The organism is Taibaiella chishuiensis (assembly GCF_003014535.1).
Lineage (GTDB): Bacteria > Bacteroidota > Bacteroidia > Chitinophagales > Chitinophagaceae > Taibaiella > Taibaiella chishuiensis.
In genome coordinates this window covers 45027-65343 of the sequence record NZ_PYGD01000007.1, presented here as the reverse complement: position 1 = coordinate 65343, position 20317 = coordinate 45027, and the positions used below count along the sequence as shown (strand labels likewise).

At 50.9% G+C, this 20317-nt stretch carries 20 protein-coding genes; 8 read left to right on the top strand and 12 right to left on the bottom strand.

The window, feature by feature from the left end:
- Positions 1–10: 10 nt before the first annotated feature.
- The 6 genes from B0I18_RS16960 to B0I18_RS16935 form a co-directional block, all read right to left on the bottom strand.
- Positions 11–1915 (bottom strand): T9SS type B sorting domain-containing protein, encoded by a 1905-nt coding sequence (locus B0I18_RS16960; protein ID WP_106523934.1) that lies wholly within the window; start codon positions 1913–1915, stop codon positions 11–13.
- 83 nt (positions 1916–1998) lie between these two features.
- Positions 1999–3192 (bottom strand): M20 metallopeptidase family protein, encoded by a 1194-nt coding sequence (locus tag B0I18_RS16955; RefSeq protein WP_245882107.1) that lies wholly within the window; start codon positions 3190–3192, stop codon positions 1999–2001.
- A complete protein-coding gene (locus B0I18_RS16950) occupies positions 3179–3631 on the bottom strand; it encodes an SPOR domain-containing protein (protein ID WP_106523933.1) in 453 nt (150 codons plus the stop codon). The genes B0I18_RS16955 and B0I18_RS16950 overlap by 14 nt, the downstream gene beginning before the upstream one ends.
- Positions 3632–3664: 33 nt before the next feature.
- Positions 3665–4321, bottom strand: coding sequence for a deoxyribose-phosphate aldolase (gene deoC, locus B0I18_RS16945; protein ID WP_106523932.1), 657 nt, complete (start codon positions 4319–4321; stop codon positions 3665–3667).
- A gap of 109 nt (positions 4322–4430) precedes the next feature.
- On the bottom strand, positions 4431–5726 hold the full coding sequence (gene flxY / locus B0I18_RS16940; RefSeq protein ID WP_106523931.1) for a flexirubin biosynthesis putative acyl-CoA ligase FlxY: 1296 nt from the start codon (positions 5724–5726) through the stop codon (positions 4431–4433).
- Between the two features lie 103 nt (positions 5727–5829).
- Complete coding sequence (locus B0I18_RS16935) at positions 5830–6198, bottom strand: hypothetical protein (protein ID WP_146146783.1); 369 nt, start codon at positions 6196–6198, stop codon at positions 5830–5832.
- A 106-nt stretch (positions 6199–6304) separates the two neighbouring features.
- On the opposite strand from B0I18_RS16935, the gene B0I18_RS16930 reads away from it, so the two are divergent.
- Positions 6305–7270, top strand: a complete 966-nt coding sequence (locus tag B0I18_RS16930) for a geranylgeranylglycerol-phosphate geranylgeranyltransferase (RefSeq protein WP_146146782.1) — start codon at positions 6305–6307, stop codon at positions 7268–7270.
- Positions 7271–7292: 22 nt separating this feature from the next.
- On the top strand, positions 7293–7877 hold the full coding sequence (locus B0I18_RS16925; protein WP_106523928.1) for a Maf family protein: 585 nt from the start codon (positions 7293–7295) through the stop codon (positions 7875–7877).
- Between the two features lie 101 nt (positions 7878–7978).
- On the opposite strand, the gene gpmI is transcribed toward B0I18_RS16925, so the two are convergent.
- Complete coding sequence (gene gpmI, locus B0I18_RS16920) at positions 7979–9505, bottom strand: 2,3-bisphosphoglycerate-independent phosphoglycerate mutase (RefSeq protein WP_106523927.1); 1527 nt, start codon at positions 9503–9505, stop codon at positions 7979–7981.
- Between the two features lie 260 nt (positions 9506–9765).
- On the opposite strand from gpmI, the gene B0I18_RS16915 reads away from it, so the two are divergent.
- The 3 genes from B0I18_RS16915 (at position 9766) to B0I18_RS16905 (ending at position 12057) form a co-directional block, all read left to right on the top strand.
- Positions 9766–10164 carry a DUF4783 domain-containing protein gene (locus B0I18_RS16915; protein ID WP_106523926.1) on the top strand — a complete coding sequence of 133 codons (399 nt, stop codon included), beginning with the start codon at positions 9766–9768 and terminating at the stop codon, positions 10162–10164.
- A gap of 72 nt (positions 10165–10236) precedes the next feature.
- On the top strand, positions 10237–11478 hold the full coding sequence (locus B0I18_RS16910) for a DUF1015 domain-containing protein (protein ID WP_106523925.1): 1242 nt from the start codon (positions 10237–10239) through the stop codon (positions 11476–11478).
- 45 nt (positions 11479–11523) lie between these two features.
- The gene (locus B0I18_RS16905; protein ID WP_106523924.1) at positions 11524–12057 is read left to right on the top strand and encodes a DUF1599 domain-containing protein; all 534 of its coding nucleotides are present in this window, start codon (positions 11524–11526) and stop codon (positions 12055–12057) included.
- A gap of 63 nt (positions 12058–12120) precedes the next feature.
- Here the strand turns inward: B0I18_RS16905 and B0I18_RS16900 are convergent, their stop codons facing one another.
- Positions 12121–12570, bottom strand: coding sequence for a GNAT family N-acetyltransferase (locus B0I18_RS16900; RefSeq protein ID WP_106523923.1), 450 nt, complete (start codon positions 12568–12570; stop codon positions 12121–12123).
- Between the two features lie 202 nt (positions 12571–12772).
- Between B0I18_RS16900 and B0I18_RS16895 the strand changes: the two genes are divergently transcribed.
- Together B0I18_RS16895 and B0I18_RS16890 are read left to right on the top strand one after the other, a co-directional pair.
- Positions 12773–13981 carry a BT_3928 family protein gene (locus B0I18_RS16895; protein WP_106524140.1) on the top strand — a complete coding sequence of 403 codons (1209 nt, stop codon included), beginning with the start codon at positions 12773–12775 and terminating at the stop codon, positions 13979–13981.
- A gap of 82 nt (positions 13982–14063) precedes the next feature.
- Positions 14064–14219, top strand: a complete 156-nt coding sequence (locus B0I18_RS16890) for a lmo0937 family membrane protein (RefSeq protein WP_106523922.1) — start codon at positions 14064–14066, stop codon at positions 14217–14219.
- A 1061-nt stretch (positions 14220–15280) separates the two neighbouring features.
- Here the strand turns inward: B0I18_RS16890 and B0I18_RS16885 are convergent.
- Both B0I18_RS16885 and B0I18_RS16880 read right to left on the bottom strand, forming a co-directional pair.
- Positions 15281–16711 (bottom strand): sugar transferase, encoded by a 1431-nt coding sequence (locus B0I18_RS16885; RefSeq protein WP_106523921.1) that lies wholly within the window; start codon positions 16709–16711, stop codon positions 15281–15283.
- A 117-nt stretch (positions 16712–16828) separates the two neighbouring features.
- Complete coding sequence (locus B0I18_RS16880) at positions 16829–17833, bottom strand: Gfo/Idh/MocA family oxidoreductase (protein ID WP_106523920.1); 1005 nt, start codon at positions 17831–17833, stop codon at positions 16829–16831.
- Positions 17834–17956: 123 nt separating this feature from the next.
- On the opposite strand from B0I18_RS16880, the gene B0I18_RS16875 reads away from it, so the two are divergent.
- Positions 17957–18424 (top strand): nucleoside deaminase, encoded by a 468-nt coding sequence (locus B0I18_RS16875; protein WP_106523919.1) that lies wholly within the window; start codon positions 17957–17959, stop codon positions 18422–18424.
- Positions 18425–18480: 56 nt separating this feature from the next.
- Here B0I18_RS16875 and B0I18_RS16870 read toward each other — a convergent pair whose 3' ends face one another.
- Both B0I18_RS16870 and B0I18_RS16865 read right to left on the bottom strand, forming a co-directional pair.
- On the bottom strand, positions 18481–18891 hold the full coding sequence (locus B0I18_RS16870; RefSeq protein ID WP_106523918.1) for a MaoC family dehydratase: 411 nt from the start codon (positions 18889–18891) through the stop codon (positions 18481–18483).
- Between the two features lie 176 nt (positions 18892–19067).
- The gene (locus tag B0I18_RS16865; RefSeq protein WP_106523917.1) at positions 19068–20210 is read right to left on the bottom strand and encodes a PQQ-binding-like beta-propeller repeat protein; all 1143 of its coding nucleotides are present in this window, start codon (positions 20208–20210) and stop codon (positions 19068–19070) included.
- Positions 20211–20317 lie beyond the last annotated feature (107 nt).

Genomic DNA, 20317 nt, shown 5'->3' with positions numbered 1-20317 from the left:
GTTTTTTCTTTTATCTTACCAGGATCACATCTCCCTTATAACTCTTTACCGCTCCGCTGGCCGTTTCGGTCAGTTTAATATAATAGAAATAAGTGCCGGTTTCGGAGGGCTGCATATGGAACATGCCATCCCATCTTCCTCCGGGCGTATTGGTATAAAACACGCGCTGTCCCCAGCGGTTATAGACCTGCATACTGTAGGCATTATAGGCACAGGGCTCATTGAGCGGGTAAAATTCATCGTTCAGGCCGTCGCCGTTGGGCGAAAAAGCATTGGGCAGGTACAGGGTGCAGTTGCAGCTGTGGCTGGTAACGGTGATGGTATCACTTGCCCTGCAATCGGGATAGTTGGTTATGCTGAGCCAGTAGGTGCCTTCCGGTACCGTCAGCTCCAGATCGGTACTACCGGTACTCCACCGGTAAGCAGCGCCGGGATAGGCGGTACTGTTTTTTAACGTAACGGAGCCGGCCTCGCACACTTTAAGGTCCGGTCCCAGGTCTGCCCGGGGTATAGCAGCGAAGGTAACGGTAATGCTGTCGGTAGACTGGCAGTCGTCTTCATACAAACGTAACCAGTAGGTGCCGGTTTGTTGCACCACGATAGAGGAGGCCGTACTGCCGGTGCTCCACTGGTAATGCGTCGTGCCCGGTACGCCCGTGGGGGCGAGTTCCAGGGCCTGGCCTTCGCAAAGGGTGGTATCGGCTCCCAGCGCGGCACTGCTTATTGCGTTTGCCCTGATATGAACCGTGTCGGTAGCCGTACAGCCCATAGCCGTAGTGGCCTCTGCCCAGTATACGCCGGGGGCGTTTATGGTAATGGCAGGGGTGGTGGCGCCGGTGTTCCACAGGTAGCCTACGGCGTGTGTTGCATTTGCCTGCAGTACGAGTGGCGTACCATTGCAGATTACGGTGTCGTTGGGCAGGAAGTTGCGTACCATCGTATCTATCCTTACGATAGTGGTATCGGATATGGCGTGGCAGTTGCCCGTGTTGGCAGGCCCCTGCGGTGCAACCAGGTAACGGATGCGGTATTCGGCAGGAGCGGCGCTGGTATTAAATGTAAAGGTAAAGGTGCTGCCTGTTGCCGGTGCATTTATCCAGGTGCCGCCGCCGTTAGTACTGTATTGCCATTGGTAGACGGGCGCCGCGTATACGCCGGGCGTAAGCGTGGCATTGAAGGTCCGGGTTGTGGTGGTGCAGAACGTGGTATCGAGCTTGGGCTGGATACCGGCGGCCGGCACACAGGGCCTGATGGTAATGTCGTCCAGGGCCAGGTCGTTGCCATAACTGGAACCCTGCGTATTGTTGATCAGTTGGAGCTTTACCGAAGTATTGGCGCCATTCGAAAACAACATTGAATATTGGTGCCAGGTAACATCAATGGGTACATTGCCCGTAGTTTGCTGGGCCAGGATATTGTTGGCCGGGTCGAGTATCCGCATGATGAGATTAGGATACTGCAACAGGCTGGAACCCACCGTGGGATTGGTCGGCGCCATCAGGTTAAGCAGCCAGATGGAATATTCGAGTGTTGTATTGGGACAGAGATCGTTCATGAGGTACTCCACAACAACCACGCCGGCATTATCGGGCATATTGAGCCCCATAAACAGGCCATAAGGATCGCCGGTATGGTCGGGCGAGGCCGCCCAATAAGGGAAGGGGCCAAAGGTTGATGAATTTTTAACCAGTGCCGAGGTATTGGCGGCGCCGAGTACGCCGCTTGACTGGAACATCGTGCCGGAACTCATACCCGGGGCATAGGCCGACAAAGGACTGTAAGCGTTTTGCGAGGCATTGCCCTGGCCGAATGTGAGGTTAAGGATCGGGGCGCCCAGTACACCGTTGCATACCTGGGCTGTAGCCTTATGCAATAATAGCATAAGGCTCAGACTAACGAGTAAAAGGGATTTCATAAACTGCGCATAACGGTTATGGTGAAGCCCGTTATAAAATGCAGCGCAATATAAAACAATACTTTAAATACTGCAATCCGGCGTTAGCTATCCTGCTTCATTACATTAAGCCCCAGCCAGCTCATCAGCCCGGCGCCGGTTTCGAGCGCCAGCTCGTCGATGTCGAACCTGGAGTTATGCACCGGGGCCATAAAGGTTTCATTGTTGTGGTTGGTGCCTATACGGTAAAAGCAACCCGGGGTATGGTGGGTATAAAAGCTGAAGTCTTCCGCCCCCATTCTTTTATCCAGCGCCTGTACATTTTCGTTGCCGAGGTAGGCAGCCGCTAAGCTGCTGGCCTGGCCGGTCAGTTCTGGATTGTTGTATAAGGAAGGATAACCTTCGGGAATATCTACAATGGCTTCGGCGCCATAGGCCAAGGCGATCTGCTCCGCAATGTTACGGATCAGGGTTTTGGCCTCTTTGCGCCATACCTCGTCGAATGTACGGAAGGTGCCTTCGAGTTCTACGGTTTCGGGTATCACATTGGTGGTATGGCCGCCGGCTATTTTACCAAAGGTAAGCACCGAAGGCGATAGCGGGTTACTGCGCCGGGCCACTACCTGCTGCATGCCGGTAATGATCAGGGCGGCGATCGCGATAGGGTCGATGGTTTCCTGGGGCAATGCGGCATGTCCGCCTTTGCCTTTTACGGTAATATAGATCTCGTCGGCGCTGGCCATATACTGGCCGGGGCAGAAGCCCGCGGTGCCGGCGGGCAGGTTGGGGTAGACGTGCAAACCCAGTATGGCTGCCGGTTTGGGATTGTCCAGTACGCCCTCGGCGATCATGAGGCTGGCGCCGCCGGGACTTTTCTCTTCGCCGGGTTGGAAAATAAGTTTAAACGTGCCTTCAAATTCTTCCCTCAGCGCATGCAGTATCGAAGCGGCGCCCAGCAGGCAGGTAGTATGTACATCGTGACCGCAGGCATGCATCACGCCTTTGTGTTGCGAACGATAGGCGGTAGTATTGGCTTCTTCGATAGGCAATGCATCCATGTCGGCGCGCAGGGCCACACATTTGCGGTCCGGGTTACGGCCTTCGATCAGGGCCACGATACCGGTGCCGGCAATGCCTTTGCGGTAGGGAATGCCGATGCGGTCGAGCTCAGCAGCCACATAGGCAGCAGTTTCATATTCTTCGAAAGAAAGCTCGGGATGAGCATGGAGATGATGACGGATGCGCTGCAGCTCCGGTTGAAGGCCATGGGCCAGGGTCTTTATTTTATTGATCATCATCTTCCTCTTCGGTGGTTTCTTTAGGCTTGTCCTTAGGTTTGTTTTTGTTGCTGATATTGACAATATCCGGCACGATCATACAGGGGTTAAAAGAGCCGGATACCTTATTGTACAGGTCCGATGCGCCTTTCCTGCTGGTAAAATCGCCCACCCTTACCCGGAACTGCGGGTTGTTGTAGACCAGGTAAGACCTGATACCCGGGAACTGGCGCATAAAGTCGAGCTTGGCTTGCGAGGCTTTCTTACGGTCGTTGCCATTATAGATCTGCACCCTGAAACCTCTTGTTTTGCCGACAAACACCTTATTGGTCGCCGGCTTTTTTACAACCAGCGCCAGCCTGGGGTCGGCGTGTATATTGACATAACCCGTATCCTGGTCCTGTGCGTGCAGCGACAGGGAAATAACCAGGGACATCAGAAGAAGGAAACAATATTTCATGATTTACAGTTTTACCGTTAAAAATGATCCTGCTCAGGATGGTTGCCTGCCCGCAATCGCGATGCTGGCCGAAGCGCCGATCCTGGTTGCGCCCGCCAGTACCAGTTCCTCGGCAAAGGCAAAGGTACGGATACCACCCGAAGCTTTGATCTCGATACTTGCCGGCAGGTTGCTGCGCATCAGTCTTACGGCATGTACGCTGGCGCCATGCTCGGCATAACCGGTCGAGGTTTTTACAAAGTCTACCTTGTGTTTGGCATACAATACGCAGGCGCTCACAATTTCTTCGTCGGTCAGTATACCGCTTTCTATGATCACTTTAACCACTTTACGATGCAGTCTTATGGGCTGCAGGCAGGTTACGATCTCCCTGGCCAGGTAATCCCAGTCGCCGTTTTTAAGCGCGCAGAGGTTGATCACGATATCGAGTTCGTCGGCACCGTCGGTTATGGCTTGTTTGATCTCGGCTACCTTGGCTTCGATACCACTGTATCCAAACGGGAAACCGATTACCGTGGCGGTTTTAACGCTGCTTTGGCGGGTAGCGGCTTTGGCCCTGCTGATATACGGCGGAGGAACGCATACGGCTGCAAAATTGTAAGTTACGGCCTCGGAGCAGAGTTGGTCGACGTCTTCGTTGCGGGTGGTTGGCTTTAATACGGTATGGTCAATGTAAGATGCAATATTCATGATAACGTTTAGAATGCGGTTGTGTGTTTGATATGCAGATTGGCGCAAATATAAAAAATCTTATCTTTTACTGGTTTTTACGATCTATTGTTGGCCCAGATTTAACCTGTCAGGACCGCAGGTCACGGAACCGCACCAGCTTCCTGCTGCCTTCCGGGAATTGCAGCCGCAGCATTTCGGCATCCGTAATATAACTGGTACGGGGCATTACCCGGAGTTTATGCCGGAAAAGCTGCTCCAGCAACCGGTTACAGGCGTCGTGCTGCATGGAAGTTGCTATATAGATATGGAGGTCGTCCTGTTGGGTTTCGTCGGTCGTTACCTCTACCACGTATTCGTCGATAACGGGTACCTGGTTCAACAGGTCGAAGAGGGCGGGCGGGTAGAGCGAAGTGCCTTTAAATTTGATCATCTGCTGTTTGCGTCCCAGTACGGGGCCCAGCCTCATGGTACTGCGGCCGCAACTGCAGGGTTCGTAATAACCCCGGCAGATGTCGCCCGTGCGGTAGCGCAACAGCGGCATAGCTTCTACGCCCAGGGTGGTGATGGTTACTTCTCCCTTTTCGCCCGCGGGTACCGGTTGCCCCTCATCGTCGAGCAATTCCACGATAATCAGTTCGGGATGATGATGCCCGCCTTTGCCGGCCGGGCACTCGGTAAAGGCCGTTTGCATTTCGGTGGAGGCATAAGTGCTGTAAAGTTGTATCTGCCAGGCGTCCTGGATCTTCCGGGCCAGGGTATTGGGTTCTAATTGGTCGTCGCGCAGGCTTTCACCTATCGCCAGCACTTTACGTACGGTAGTGGCATTGCAATCGATCTGTTGCTCACCTGCATACGCAATCATCTTGAGCAGGAACGAAGGCACACCCACAAGGCCGGTTACGCCAAGCCTTTGTATGGTATCCCATTGCAGGGCGGTAAGCCCGGGGCCGGTGCGTACTATGGCCGGCCCGGCCTGCCGCAGGCCGCTGTAATAGGCTACGCCGGCCATAAACTGCCGGTCGAGGGTAAGCATAAGCTGGAAAATGTCGTCCTCGCTGCATTCCAGGCAACCGAACGACAGGTATTCGTTATAAGCCAGGCGCTGTAAGTCTTTTTCGGTAAGGGCTATGGTAACCGGGCTGCCCAGGGTGCCCGAAGTGGCTACATACTCCTGTACGGCTGCTGCCGGCACACAAAGGAAATCCATATTGTACCGCTGCAGGTCTTCTTTGCTGGTAGTGGGCAGTCGTACGAGGTCGTCGAGCGAACGGATACTGTCAGGCTGTACGGCATGACTGGCAAACAGCCTTTGGTAAAAAGGGGAATGCTGCTGCAGGTACTCCAGGGTCAGGTGCAATTGTTCCAATTGAAACCGCTGCTGTTCAGAAAGCGATTGTTTTTCAATTTCGGGTAGGATAGCCATCGGGCTACGAAGGTAGAAAAATAGGGTGAATAAGGGGCAGGCCTATGGATGAGGATCGTGGTTCGTGCTGAAAATTAAGAATTTGTTGTGGAACGGGAGGCGGTCAGGCAGCCGGGGCCTGTTGTTTTTCGCGGAAGAGGTCGCGCAGCGCGGCCGCGGTCCAGCCACCCAGTCCGCCGGTAATAAAACCGGTAAGCGGGCTCAGGGCCACCATTAATATATAGGAGGGCAGGTGGAAGAGGGCAGCCATCTTCGTGCTCAGCAGGTGCTCGTTGCGGATATCGGCCACAAGCGCTACCACCAGCCAGCAAAGGCCTACGCCAAGCGCCGTTGCCAGGAACGAACGGCCCTGGCTCATGGGGAGCAGCAGTACCACGAAAAAGGCAATCAGCATGGATATCCACCAGGGCATGATCAGCAGGGCGAAATATGCGGCAATTGCCGTAAGCAGGAAGACAAATAGAAAACGCATAATCTGCAGTTTGGCGACCCTTAAGGCGTTCCGGCCTATCGTCAAATTAATAATACGGCAAGTTAGTTAAGTTTTGCTTTCTTTGCTGCAACTTTGTGCCCTGAAAATGAAATCTGTCTCTGCTTTTTTCCGTCTTACCCGGTGGCGCAACCTGTTGATCGTTTTCCTGACGCAGTGGTTTATCTGGTGTTGCGTGGTTGTGCCGATGAAAGCCTGGAACAATGTCCCTTTGTTCCTGGACGCTCCTCATTTCCTGCTGCTCAGCCTGTCTACCATACTCATCGCGGCGGCGGGTTATATTATTAACGACTATTTCGATGTGCGCATCGATATCATTAACCGCCCGGGCAAGGTTATTATCGGCCGGCTGATCAGCCGGCGCTGGGCCATAGCAATGCATACCCTGCTCAATATTATCGGCCTGCTGATCGCGGTCTACCTGGGCTGGCAACTGCACAATTTCAGGGTTATCAGTATTCAGCTGGCCTGTACCATATTGTTATGGTTCTATTCCACTACGTTTAAACGGCAGTTTGTAACCGGCAATATAGCTGTGGCCCTGCTTACTGCACTTACCGTGCTGATCCTGGCGGTATTCGAACCCGCCTTATATCCTTATATTAATTTCACTTATTTTATAGAAGAGCAGGGCAGGGTATTGGTCAATCCCTTTGGCGTGATCGCGGTTTACACCTATTTCGCATTTATGCTTACCTGGATGCGCGAGATCGTTAAGGATATGGAAGACTTTAAAGGCGATGCCGAGGACGGTTGTGTGACTATGCCCATCCGCATTGGCCTGCAGCGGTCTTCGTGGTGGGTTATCTTCCTGGGTGTACTGGCCGTAGTGCCGCTGGCCGTTGCCGCCTTCCGCCTGTTTGCCGGCGCCTGGATGGCATTGGGCATCTATATCGTGCTGGCGCTCGTATTGCCCCTTGTGCTGCTGATGATCCGGTTGCCGCGTAAGGCTACCCAGCAACATTACGCGCTGATGAGCCGCTGGCTCAAAATTATTATGCTGGCCGGTATTGCATCCCTGCTGTTGTATTATTTCCTGCAATATCATTGTTGATCTCCAAAATAGTATCCGAAATATGAACCTGATCCTGGCTTCCCAGTCGCCCCGCCGCAAACAGCTGCTCGAACAGGCCGAGGTGCCTTTTGTTATCCGTACGGCCCATTCCGACGAGGACTTCCCTGCCGATATGCCCGCCGGCGATGTGCCCCTCTTTATTGCCCGTAATAAAGCCAGGGCGGTAGCCGACACGCTGGACGCCGGCGAACGCGCTGCCAGCGTGATCATAGCCGCCGATACGGTGGTGGTGCTCGACAACCAGATTATCGGTAAACCCAAAGATGAAGCCGATGCTATCGCTATCCTGCAGCGGCTCTCGGGCCGTATGCACCGGGTCATTACCGGGGTGTCGATCCTGGCACAGGATAAAACCATTGATTTGAAAACGGTTACGGAAGTCTACTTTCACCCGGTAAGCCTGGAAAAAATTACCCATTATGTCCGTAAGTATCAACCTATGGATAAAGCCGGCGCTTATGCCATCCAGGAATGGATCGGGCTTACGGCTATTGAAAAGATCAATGGCGACTTTTATAACGTAATGGGCCTGCCCGTATCTGAAGTGGTTGCGGTGCTGGAGCGCGAAGGATGGAAACCCTTGTAGCTACACCAGTGTTAAAGTTTTGTTGCTAAACAACAACATACATAAAAAATGCCTTGAACAATTTGTTGTTCAAGGCATTATAATTTTAAAATATATTTATTTTAACTGATCAGGATATCGCCGGTCATTTCAGCAGGTATCGGGATGCCCATATACTTCAAAATGGTAGGTGCAATATCGCCCAGTTTACCGGGAGCAAGCGGCCCGGTATAGTCGTTGGAGATCAGGAACAGGGGTACGGGGTTAAGCGTATGAGCGGTATTGGGCGACCCGTCCTCGTTAACGATATAGTCGGAATTGCCGTGGTCGGCCGTCAGGAAAATGCCATAACCATGCTTCAGGGCCAGCGGAACGATCTGCGCTACGCACTGGTCTACGGTTTCTACCGCCTTTACTGCTGCAGACCATACGCCGGTATGGCCTACCATGTCGGCATTGGCAAAGTTGAGGCAGATAAAGTCGGCGCTTTCCTGTTCGATCTCGGGCAGGATATTGGCCGTAATCTCGAAAGCGCTCATTTCCGGTTTCAGGTCATAGGTGGCTACATCCTTGGGAGAGGGCGCCATAATCCTTCTTTCGCCCTGGAACGGCTCTTCGCGGCCGCCGGAGAAGAAGAAGGTCACGTGTGGATACTTTTCTGTTTCTGCAATACGGATCTGCTTCAGGTGCTGGCGTTCGAGCACTTCGCCCAGGGTATTGGTCAGGTTATCGTTGTGGAAGATCACCTCCACGTTGCGGAAACTGTGATCGTATTCCGTCATGGTGATGTAATGCAGCGGCAAGGGCTGCATCTGTAAATCCGGGAATGCCTGTTGCGTAAGCACTTCGGTAATCTCGCGGCAACGGTCCGTACGGAAGTTAAAGCAGATTACGGCATCGCCGGGTTGTATGGTCGCCAGGGGCATATCGTTGGCGCCGGTAGCGATAACAGGCAATAAGAATTCGTCGGTTATGCCTTCGGCATACGATTGGGTAATGGCGGCATGTATATTGGTCGTTTTTTTACCAACGCCCATGGTCAGTGCATCATAGGCTACTTTTACGCGCTCCCAGCGTTTGTCGCGGTCCATAGCGTAATAGCGGCCGGTTACAGAAGCCAGTACGCCATTGCTGCCGTCGAGATGCGCCTGCAGGTCCTGCAGGTAACCCGCACCGCTGTGCGGATCGGTATCGCGGCCATCGGTAAAGGCATGCACCGCATAGCGGGCTACGCCGGCTTCCTGGGCATAAGTACAGAGGGCCTTCAGGTGGGCGATATGGGAGTGTACGCCGCCATCGCTTACCAGGCCTATAAAATGAAGGGTTTTATTTTCGTTGCGTGCGTAATCAAAAGCAGCGTTCAGGGTCGCATTATTTTTCAGTTCGCCGTTGCGGATGGCTACATTAATACGTTGCAGTTCCTGGTATACAATACGGCCCGCGCCGATATTGAGGTGACCTACTTCGGAGTTGCCCATCTGGCCTTCGGGCAGTCCTACCTGTTCGCCACAGGTAATGAGTTCCGAATGCGGGTAACGGCTGTAGAGGGAAGATACGAAAGGAGTATTGGCATTGGCGATAGCATCGGCCGACTTGACCTGGCCGTGCCCCCAGCCATCCATGATGATCAGAAACGCTTTTTTAGTCATGGGCGCAAAGTTAATGAACGATAGCGTACATAAATGATGAAAGTAGAGTAATAAATTTGATTTTGTTTCCTATCGCTTTCTTAGCACATTTGCACGTCCGGCATTTCGCGTGCCTGCGTATAATCCTTGATTTATTCCTTTTAATCAACCCCTAAACCACCAGGAAACAAAATAATTATCAGGAATTTTTAAAAATGGCATAATTATTGAGCATTTAATTGTATTCAATACTTTGCTTTTATGTGGGCGAATCTTCGAAAATGAACAAAATTCTGGCTTGCTTTTTGGTTTTCATGTTCCTCGTGTGTACTGTTTTTGCGCAGACAGCAGTAGATGAGGTTGCCAAAGGTATGAGTACAGGTGATGTTTCGAAAGTATCCCAGTATTTCGATAAAGTGGTTGATATTACCATCAACGACCAGCAGTCGACTTATAGCAAGTCGCAGGCCGAGATGGTATTGAAAAACTTTTTCACTAAAAATAAATTCCGCTCCTTCTCACTCCGGCATAAGGGCGCCGGTACCAACAGCACTTCCATTTACGTAATCGGTTATATCAATACCGAGAAAGGAAAATTCTCGATGTACCTGATGTTCAAACAGCGGGACAGTAACGTATTGGTGCAGGAAGTAATGATCGCAAACCAGCCCGGCGAATAAGCTTTTTAGGCCCGCCTTGTTTTCCCCTTTTTATTTTTGTTATTTTGCCATCTCAAATAGCGAAGCATATTCATGGCAAAGATCATCCCCTTCAAAGGCCTGAGGCCCCGGAAAGAATTAGCACCGGAAGTAGCAACATTACCTTATGACGTATGCAGCGTAGAAGAAGCACGTCAGTTTAAAGATAATCCCCATCATTTTTATCATGTAACCCGTTCGGAGATCGATCTGCCTGCCGGCATCGACGTACATAGCTTTTCCGTATATGAAAGAGCGCTCGAAAACCTGAACAACATGATCAAAGAGGGTATCCTGATCCAGGATAAAGAGCCTTCTTATTATATCTACCAACTGGTAATGGACGGCCGCGAGCAAACCGGCCTGGTATGCGGTTCTTCGATAGATGACTACAACAACGGCATCATTAAGAAACACGAATTTACCCGGCCTGAAAAAGAGCTGGACCGTATCAACCATATCAAGACCACAAGGGCGCAGACCGGGATCGTATTCCTCGCCTATAATAACGTATCCGAAATGGACCAGCTCGTAGCCGACTGGAAAAAGAACCACGAGCCGGAGTACGACTTTACTGCGGAAGACGGCATCCGTCATACCGTATGGGTGGTAAGCGACTACAGCAAAGTAAGCGTGATCACCGAGATTTTTGACGAAAAGGTACCGGCTACCTATATTGCCGACGGGCATCATCGTGCTGCTTCTGCCGCTAAAGTGGCCGCAGAAATGAAAGAGCAGGGCCTGTCGATCACCGGCGACGAATCGTTCAATTATTTTATCACCTGCATTTTCCCGGCCAACCAGCTGGCGATCCTCGATTATAACCGCGTGGTTAAAGACCTGAACGGTTTAAGTAAAGACGCCTTCCTGCAGCGCCTGGAAGCACAGTTTACCCTGAGCCCCGTGGGCGGCCAGGCCTATAAACCGGCCCGTCCGCACGAGTTTGGCCTGTACCTCGATGGTATGTGGTATAAAATGGAAGCGAAAGACGGTTCTTATCCTACCGACCCGATCGGTGTGCTGGATGTAAGCATTCTGCAGAACAATGTGCTGAGCGCAATACTCGATATCCACGATCCGCGTACCGATAAACGTGTAGAGTTCGTAGGTGGTATCCGCGGATTGGGTGAGCTGGAGAAGCGCGTAAACAGCGGCGAGATGAAGGCTGCCTTTGCCTGTTACCCGGTAAGCATCCAACAATTGTTTGAAGTGGCCGACAGTGGCCAGGTAATGCCTCCGAAGAGCACCTGGTTCGAGCCCAAAACCCGCGACGGGCTGGTGGTATACATGATCTGAGCCCCTGAGTCAAACTGATTATAAAAAAATAATAATAACCTTCTTTTGAATACCCTGGACCAATATCAATCGGTGGTGGCCTCTTGCCTCGACGTATACCTGAAAAAGGCGGCCGACTACGGCACATCCTGGCGGGTATACCGCTGTATCTCTATCGTAGACCAGATCTATATCAAGGCCTGGCGCATTCGGCAGATACAGGAAAACGGCGTACAGAAAATAGCCGACACTATAGAAAGCGAGTTTATGGCCATCGTCAATTACGGACTGATGGGCCTGATCCAGTTATCGCTGGATAAAGACACGCCTATAGAACTGTCGGTGGCCGATGCCGAACAATACTACCGTGCCCAGGCTGCGGTAACCGAGGCCTTGATGCTGCAGAAGAACCACGACTATGGCGAGGCCTGGCGCGATATGAGCCAGGAGTCGTTTGTAGACCTGATCCTGACCAAGCTGTTACGCATTAAGCAGATCCTGGCCAACGATGGTAAGACCCTGGTCTCGGAAGGGATCGATGCCAACTTTGGCGATATCGTTAACTACGCCATATTCGCACTGATCCATATCCGTTATTAAAAGTATTAATCGAGGTGGTATTAAAAATATAAACCCGCATCAGCAATGATGCGGGTTTGTTGTTCAGGCTTTGTTCCGGATCATTTCGATATGGGGTATATCGTCCTCCAGGTAAGACTCGCTGCTTTGTTCAAAGCCCAGCGATTCATAAAATGTTTTCAGGTACAGTTGGGCGCCTATGCGTATGCTTGTTGCCTGCCAGGTAGCTTCGATATAGTGTATCGCCTTTTCCATCAACCGGCGGCCCGCGCCCGAACCGCGTGCCTGTGAGTCGGTTACCACGCGGCCTATGGAGCACTGCGGGTAGGAGATACCTGCTGGTAGCAGGCGGCAATAGGCCAATACCCGGCCATCGTCGCCGGCCAGCCAGAGGTGTACGGACTGCTGGTCTTTATCGTCCATATCGAGGTAAGGACAGTTTTGTTCGACTACAAAAACTTTGCTGCGCAGTTGCAGGATGCGATAGAGTTCGGAAATGCTTAAGGTTTCGAATGTTTTGGAATGCCAGTTCATAATAGCTGTTCTTTACAGGATGCCGGAAAGCAGGGCTGGTCCTGGTTTTGCGGGACCGGTCGCTTTACCGGGCCCAAATATAACACATTGCCGGCTGGTGTTGTTCCTAAAACAGCAGTTAACCGGTCAACGGTAACAAGTATTTTACTTGCTTTTAATGTGCATTGCTTATTTTTACTCCTTCATCAACCTTGTTTACAACATGACCCAAATCAACACTTCAGCAACGGCGGGCCGACCGGCTACTAACCGTGGCGCCGGCTTTTATCTTTTACAATTCATCAGGGTATTCGTCGGTGTGCTGTTCATCTTTTCCGGATTGATCAAAGCCAACGATCCTTCTGGTCTTGCTTATAAAATGGAAGAGTTTTTTGAAGTATGGCATATGACCTTTATGTCTTCTTATGCCCTCGTCTTTTCCATCGTGATGATCGTGTTTGAGATCATAGCAGGTGTGGCCCTGCTGTTGGGTTTTGCCTTCCGCCTGTTCTCTTTCCTGTTGTTATTGCTCATGATCTTCTTTACCTTCCTTACGGCGTATGCTGTTTTTTCGGGTAAGATCAAGGAGTGCGGCTGTTTCGGCGACTGTATCCCGCTTACCGCCATGCAGAGTTTTACCAAGGACATTATATTACTCGTGCTGGTCGTTATCCTGTTTGCCGGCCGTAAACATATCCGGCCCTTATTCCGCGGCACGGTCAATACCATCCTGTTCAGCCTGTCGCTCATCGGTTCGGTACTGATCCAGTGGGTGGTGCTGGAGCACCTGCCTTTCGTAGATTGCCTGCCTTATAAAGTGGGTAACAATATCTGGGAAAAGATGCAGCCGCCACCGGGTTCCACGCCGGATGTATACCAGACCAATTATGTATTGAAAAATGCCGTTTCGGGCGAAACCAAAAAAATATCGGATAAGGATTATATCAGCTCCGGTATCTGGAAAGATACGACCTGGCAGCTGAACGGCGAACCAGTAACCGAGCTCATTAAAAAAGGCAACGCTACACCGGCCATCCAGGACTTTAAAGTGAGCGATTATGCGGGCGAAGATTATACCGAATCATTGCTGAAAGAACCGGGTTACAATTTCGTGTTCTTCCTTAAAGATGCCGATAATGCTTCCTCCCGCAATACGGAGCGCCTGCGCGCCCTGATCGAAAAAGCGAACAAGAATAATGTAGGCTTCTTCGTATTATCGGCCAATACGCAGGAACAGACGGAGCGTTACCTGCAAAAAAATAAGCTGGTGGCCGATCATTTCGTGATCGATGCCACGGTTTGTAAAACCGCCATGCGTACCAACCCGGGGCTTATGCTCATCAAAGCAGGCACCGTATTGGGCAAGTGGAGTTATAACGATTACCCGAAAGATTTCGACCTGAGCGGCGATAAATTGAAGATAAAAAAATAACTACTTTACAAATCTTTAAGAACCAGGTTTAAACTAAACTGCCCGGAAGCTGTTTTCTTATTATAAACAAAAACACTTTATTATGGGCGGTTTACTGTATATCATCGCTGTTATCCTTGTCATAGGATGGATATTAGGATTCTTTGTATTCCATGTCGGAGGGGGAATCATTCACGTTTTACTGGTAATTGCTATTATAGCGGTATTACTACGTTTAATACGAGGGGAGCGTATATAACCCGTATGTTACCCTCCTGTAACAATCTTTTTGTTTTCACTAAAAATAGGAAAGGCCCCGGGATCATACGCCCCGGGGCCTTTTGTATGCACAACAGGTTTTAGATGTCCCCGCAGGGTCTCCTGCAAAGGGACCCTGCGGCAGGCAGGCAACGACAGCAGTAAATAGCATCAAATGCGTATTCCTACCGGGCAGATAAACTGCCTCCCACACGCAACGTCCCTTACAGGAGACGTCGCGACGAAAATCGGTCGACCTGTTCGAGGTCCCTCGGTGGCCCATGGTGGCGCTGCAAGAAAAAAAGAATTTAGATGTCCCTGTAGGGGCTCCTGCAAAGGGACCCTGCGGCAGGCAGGCAACAGCAGCAGTAAACAGCATCAAATGCGTATTCCTACCAGCCAGATAAACTGCCCCACGCGCAACGTCCCTTACTGTAGCCGTCGCGACGAAAATCGGTCGACCTGTTCGAGGGCCCTCGGTGGCCCATGGTGGCGCTGCGAGAAAAAAAGAATTCAGATGTCCCCGCAGGGTCTCCTGCAAAGGGACCCTGCGGCAGGCAGGCAACGACAGCAGTAAATAGTATCAAATGCGTATTCCTACCGGCCAGATAAACTTCCCCACGCGCAACGTCCCTTACAGTAGCCGTTGCGACGAAAATCGGTCGACCTGTTTGAGGGCCCGCGGTGGCCCATGGTGGCTCTGCGAGAAAAAAGAATTTCAGCGGATCACATTCACCTTGCCAGGATCCTGTATTGTCGTATATTCAGATGTCCCCGCAGGATCTCCTGCAAAGGGACCCTGCGGCAGGCAAATAAACTGCCTCCCACGCGCAACGTCCCTTACAGTAGCCGTCGCGATGAAAATCGCGCGACCTGTTCGAGGGTCCGCGGTGGCCCATGGTGGCACTGCGAGAAAAAAAGAATTTCAGAGGATCACATTCATCTTGCCAGGATCCTTATTGTCGTATATTCAGATGTCCCCGCAGGGTCTCCTGCAAAGGGACCCTGCAGTAGGCAGGCACAGCAGCAGTAAAATGCAGCGAAGACTTTACAACCCGGGTATTATTTTCCCCGTCCCTGGAAAATCACGTTTATGGTGTAGATCATGATTTTAATATCCAGGGCGATCGAGCAGTTCTCGATATACAGCAGGTCGTACTTCATGCGCTCGGTCATTTGCTCGATGTTTTCGGCATAACCGTATTGTACCATACCCCAGGAGGTAATGCCCGGTTTTACCCGGTGCAGGTATTTATAGTGGGGATGCGAAGGCGTTATTTTATCGATATAATATTTACGCTCCGGCCTCGGGCCTACCAGCGACATATCGCCTTTGAGAATATTAACGAACTGGGGCAGTTCGTCGATACGCCATTTACGCATTACCTTACCCCAGTTGGTAATACGGCTGTCGTTATCGCTGCTCAGTGCAGGTCCTGCGTCTTCGGCATTGACCAGCATGGAGCGGAACTTGTAAATATTAAAGGGACGGCCAAAAAGCCCGACACGCTCCTGTTTGTAGATAATCGGCCCTGAGGAGGACAGGCGCACTTTAATGGCAGCCAGCAGGTATACCGGCGATAACAGGATGAGGCTGATCAGGGCCACGGCCAGGTCCAGCACCCGTTTGCATACCTTTTGCCAGTCGGGCAGCAGCTCCGGGTGTATACTGATCAGCACGGGGGCGTATACATTACTGATCCTTACCGAACCCGAGATGATGTCGTAAAGATCGGGCAGCACTTTTACGATTACCGGCCGGTAACTGAGGCGGGTAAGCAGGTGTTCGAGTTTTACGCGTTCATAGGACTCCACGGCGATCACCACTTCTTCGATCTGGTATTTATCGATAATCTCTTCCAGGTTGTCGATCGAGCCCAGTTCGGGTACATTGGGAATATTAAGCGGGGCGCTGATATGGTCGGCATTCACGAATCCTTTTACGATATTGCCGAGTACATGCGGGTTGTTCTTAAGTTCGTTGTAGATGCGGGTAGCTTTGCCGTTGCCGCCTACGATGAGGGTATTGTAACCTACCTTTTCCTTTTGCAGGTCCAGTTTGATCTTATACAGCCAGATCAGCCGCGCGGTAAGCAGGAATACCACGTGGGTAAGGAAATACCACATCGTGATCTCGAAAAAATACTTGAAGCTGTCGGTATCGTTGGCAAAGGCCAGCAGGCCCAGGATGGTGGCGCCGATGATGGATGCGATAAGGCTGCGGTAGATCTCCAGCAGCCTGGATTTGCGATAGAGGTCGAAATAGGTGCCGCAGAGGTAATGCAGGAAGATCCAGCAGCTGGGTACGACTACAAAAGAGAGGATATAATCGCGGGAGGTCCAGTTGCGTTCGTAGGGGTAAATATCGGGGAAGGCGCCATGCAATATACTTTGCCTGTATAACCAGAATACCAGCCACGCGGCTATCGCCGTGAGATAATCCAGCACTACAAGTACTATAATTGCATTTCTTTTTGCCGCAGATAATTTCATCCCGATATTGTGCTCCTTTAATTGCGCAGCTTGCCTGCTCCTGTCTTTAATGAATTCAAAAAAACCTACCCATACCGGGCATTTTCCGTTCTGTTTTCCCGGTATGAAACCGGAATGCTACATTACCTGTTCTTTATCGCCCCGCTCGGGATTCATCTGAACAATCATTTTCTGCAGGATCTGGTGGGCTACGTCCATGGCATGCAGTCCATCGTATACCGACACCGTTACCGGCTTATCCTGAAGTACGGACAGTGCAAAATCTGCCAGTTCTTCTTTTATTGCATTTACCTGCCGGATATCAGGGGTCTCGACAGATATTGTTTTTTGTTTGCCTTCGCCGATCTCTATCGGGAAGTCGAAAAAGCCGCGGGCCTCGTCTTCGGCTTTCAGCCGGATGATCTCCGTTTTCTTATCCAGGAAATCGATGCCGATATAGGCATCTTTCTGGAACAGACGCATCTTACGCATTTTTTTCAGCGAAATGCGGCTGGCGGTCAGGTTGGCTACACACCCGTTGTCGAATTCGATACGGGCATTGGCAATATCGGCGGTATCGCTGATCACGGCTACGCCGCTAGCCGAAATGCGCCTCACCGGCGATTTGACCAGGTGCAGGATGATGTCGATATCGTGGATCATCAGGTCGAGGATCACGGCCACATCGGTGCCCCTGGGGTTAAACTGCGCCAGCCGGTGCGTTTCGATAAACATGGGCTCCAGCTTGCGGTGGCGCAAGGCCAGCATTGCGGGGTTGTACCGCTCCACATGGCCTACCTGGCATTTTACATTCGCTTCGGATACCAGCTTTACCAGCTCGCGCGCTTCCTCCATGGTATGCGTCATCGGCTTCTCTATAAATAAATGACGAGATTGTAGCAGGCAACCTTTGGCTATATCGAAATGAGATGTAGTATTTGTAACGATATCCAGGGCATCGGAGGCTGCAATCAGCTCTTCCGCGTTGGTATAACGCTTTACCTGGTATTGGGTGATAGCGGAGGCGGCGTTATCGTCGTTGGGATCAAAAAAGCCGACCAGGATGATGCCGGGTATTTCCAGCCATTGTTGTATATGAATTTTACCGAGATGTCCGGCTCCGAAAACGCCTACTTTTAACATGAATGGGATTGTAGAATCTTTACAAAAAGATAAAGTTGCAAAATAAGACAATTACGGCAAACGCAGCCCTATCCGGCAATAAAAGATGAGTTATATTCGTCGTTCAAACATGAAAAAATTGCCATGGAAGAAAAGTTTATGGATGAGGCCGTGCGCCTGAGCCGTACGTATATGGAACGGGGGCAGGGCGGACCTTTTGGCTGTGTTATCGTTAAAGACGGGCAAGTAGTGGGCCGGGGTTGGAATGATGTGCTGCATTCCGGCGACCCTACCGCACATGCCGAGGTAAATGCGATACGGGACGCCTGTAAAAACCTGGATACCCACCAGTTGGAAGGCTGCGAGCTGTATGCCAGCTGCGAACCCTGCCCGATGTGCCTGGGCGCTATTTATTGGGCCCGACCCGATAAGGTGTATTTTGCCAATACCCGCGAAGATGCCGCGGCGATCGGCTTCGACGATGCCTTTATCTATGAGGAAATAAACCGCGACCCTGCACAACGGAAAATAAGCATGGTAGCACTCGATAAAACGAATGCTATGGAGGTGTTCCGGTTGTGGACCGAAAAGAAGGATAAAGTAACTTATTAAAAAAGAGGCCGGTAGCAACCGGCCTCTTGTCGTATTGTACTCAGGTATCTTTATCGTTACCAGACGTATTGTTTCTTATTCATCAGCAGGGCCTCTCCCAGTATGGTCGATTCGCCTGTGGCCGGGTCCTGCACGGTGCACTCGTACATCACGCGGTTCTTTTCAGGAAATACCTCTTTTACTTTTACAATGGCTTCGTATTCCTGGTCGGGAAACATAGGCTTCAGCCATTTCATGTTCTGGCTCATATATACATGCCCGTCGGCATACCAGAGCGATCCGAATATTTTGGTAAAAACACTGGCGCCCAGGAATCCATGCATGATATTCCTGCCGAACATACTCTCTGCACCCGCCTTGGGATCGGTATGTAACGGATTGGTGTCGCCGCTTACCCGGGCGTAGGTATTCACGTCATCTTGTGTATAACTGAATTTGTGCCTGAACTCATCTCCGATTTTTAGCATAGGTAATATTTTTTATGGGTTGCATTTTGATGAATACTCTAAGTAAAGCAATTGTTTTGATGCAACAAAATAAATACCAGGGCATCAACGTTTATTTTTCTTTATTTTTTCGCCATCAAAAAAAGGCAGCTACACCGGTGTAGCTGCCTTTTAAGTAAGGGTAAAAAATATGGGGATTAATAGCGGTAGTTGCCGCTGATAGAAGGCACTACTGCGCCGCCCACCGTATCTATAATCGGGGAAGTTTCCATTTGTCCGTTGATGTTTACGGAGAATTTCTGCGAACCGTCCATCGCGTCCAGGCGGAACAGGATCTTATCGAAGCTGCCGAAGTATACATCGCCTTTATAGATTACGGGCGATGATTTGACCAGGCCGCCGGTTACCATTTTCCATTTTACTTTACCGTCGATGATATCTACGCAATAGAAATAACGGTCGTAGCTGCCGAAATATACATACTGGTTGAATACCGCGGGTGAGGATACGATACGGTCGCCGGTCTGTACCTTCCAGCGCAGCTGGCCGCTTGCGGAGTCAACAGAGTACAGGTTACGGTCGTTGCTGCCCACCAGTACGTTACCGCCGATCTGGATCGGTGAACTCTGGATCTGGCCATCGGTTTTATACGCCCATTTCTCCGATCCGTTCAGTGTTTTTAAGGCATAAAGCCTGCCGTTGTCGTTACCCACATACAGGAAGCTATCGTTAACCACGCAGGGAGAAGAATAGAATGCGCCTGCATCGGTAGGGGTATATTCCCAGAGCGAGGTCCCGTTCGGGTCCAGCGCTACTACTTTATTGTTCATACCGGCGATAAAGATGGCATTGTCGTTCAGACCTGCAACTTTATGCCTGGTAGGGGAGGAGATAATACCGCCCATATCATAACTCCAGATATCGTCAAGGGTGTTCACATCGATGGCATGCAGCACGTTACCGGCCGGAACCAGCAGCATATTACCTGCAAAAGCATAAGGCGTACCGGCAATAGGACCGTCAAAAGTTCTTTTTTTGATCTCTGCGCCGTTTTTCTGGTTCAGTTTATATAAGGTGCCGGTGGTGGTACCTACCCACAGCGCCTGTGCGTGCAATACCGGTGTGGCATGTATTTCTCCGTCTGTAGCAAACTGCCACTTTTGTTTCCCATCGGTAGGGTCGGTGGCATAAAGGATATGGTTATTGCTGCCTACAAAAAGCGTTGGTGTATAAACATCCGGGAACGGAAGGTCGGGACTGTAGTCCTTACAGGAGTTAAGGCCCGTTAAAACAAAAAACGCCGAAGCGGCAAGTAACCAGGAACGTTGACGTAGATTCATTCTTTATTTTTATTTTGCTACGAATAATAACTCACAATAATAAGCAATCTATTCTACTTATCAAAGACGGCGAAAGTATTTTTTGTGTTGGGTGTAAAGCGCCCCGG

Bases quoted from the DNA above. Each gene is read 5' to 3' on its own strand.
- B0I18_RS16960 (WP_106523934.1), bottom strand. From the start codon at position 1,915: ATGAAATCCCTTTTACTCGTTAGTCTGAGCCTTATGCTATTATTGCAT.
- B0I18_RS16955 (WP_245882107.1), bottom strand. From the start codon at position 3,192: ATGATGATCAATAAAATAAAGACCCTGGCCCATGGCCTTCAACCGGAG.
- B0I18_RS16950 (WP_106523933.1), bottom strand. From the start codon at position 3,631: ATGAAATATTGTTTCCTTCTTCTGATGTCCCTGGTTATTTCCCTGTCG.
- deoC (WP_106523932.1), bottom strand. From the start codon at position 4,321: ATGAATATTGCATCTTACATTGACCATACCGTATTAAAGCCAACCACC.
- flxY (WP_106523931.1), bottom strand. From the start codon at position 5,726: ATGGCTATCCTACCCGAAATTGAAAAACAATCGCTTTCTGAACAGCAG.
- B0I18_RS16935 (WP_146146783.1), bottom strand. From the start codon at position 6,198: ATGCGTTTTCTATTTGTCTTCCTGCTTACGGCAATTGCCGCATATTTC.
- B0I18_RS16930 (WP_146146782.1), top strand. From the start codon at position 6,305: ATGAAATCTGTCTCTGCTTTTTTCCGTCTTACCCGGTGGCGCAACCTG.
- B0I18_RS16925 (WP_106523928.1), top strand. From the start codon at position 7,293: ATGAACCTGATCCTGGCTTCCCAGTCGCCCCGCCGCAAACAGCTGCTC.
- gpmI (WP_106523927.1), bottom strand. From the start codon at position 9,505: ATGACTAAAAAAGCGTTTCTGATCATCATGGATGGCTGGGGGCACGGC.
- B0I18_RS16915 (WP_106523926.1), top strand. From the start codon at position 9,766: ATGAACAAAATTCTGGCTTGCTTTTTGGTTTTCATGTTCCTCGTGTGT.
- B0I18_RS16910 (WP_106523925.1), top strand. From the start codon at position 10,237: ATGGCAAAGATCATCCCCTTCAAAGGCCTGAGGCCCCGGAAAGAATTA.
- B0I18_RS16900 (WP_106523923.1), bottom strand. From the start codon at position 12,570: ATGAACTGGCATTCCAAAACATTCGAAACCTTAAGCATTTCCGAACTC.
- B0I18_RS16895 (WP_106524140.1), top strand. From the start codon at position 12,773: ATGACCCAAATCAACACTTCAGCAACGGCGGGCCGACCGGCTACTAAC.
- B0I18_RS16890 (WP_106523922.1), top strand. From the start codon at position 14,064: ATGGGCGGTTTACTGTATATCATCGCTGTTATCCTTGTCATAGGATGG.
- B0I18_RS16885 (WP_106523921.1), bottom strand. From the start codon at position 16,711: ATGAAATTATCTGCGGCAAAAAGAAATGCAATTATAGTACTTGTAGTG.
- B0I18_RS16880 (WP_106523920.1), bottom strand. From the start codon at position 17,833: ATGTTAAAAGTAGGCGTTTTCGGAGCCGGACATCTCGGTAAAATTCAT.
- B0I18_RS16875 (WP_106523919.1), top strand. From the start codon at position 17,957: ATGGAAGAAAAGTTTATGGATGAGGCCGTGCGCCTGAGCCGTACGTAT.
- B0I18_RS16870 (WP_106523918.1), bottom strand. From the start codon at position 18,891: ATGCTAAAAATCGGAGATGAGTTCAGGCACAAATTCAGTTATACACAA.
- B0I18_RS16865 (WP_106523917.1), bottom strand. From the start codon at position 20,210: ATGAATCTACGTCAACGTTCCTGGTTACTTGCCGCTTCGGCGTTTTTT.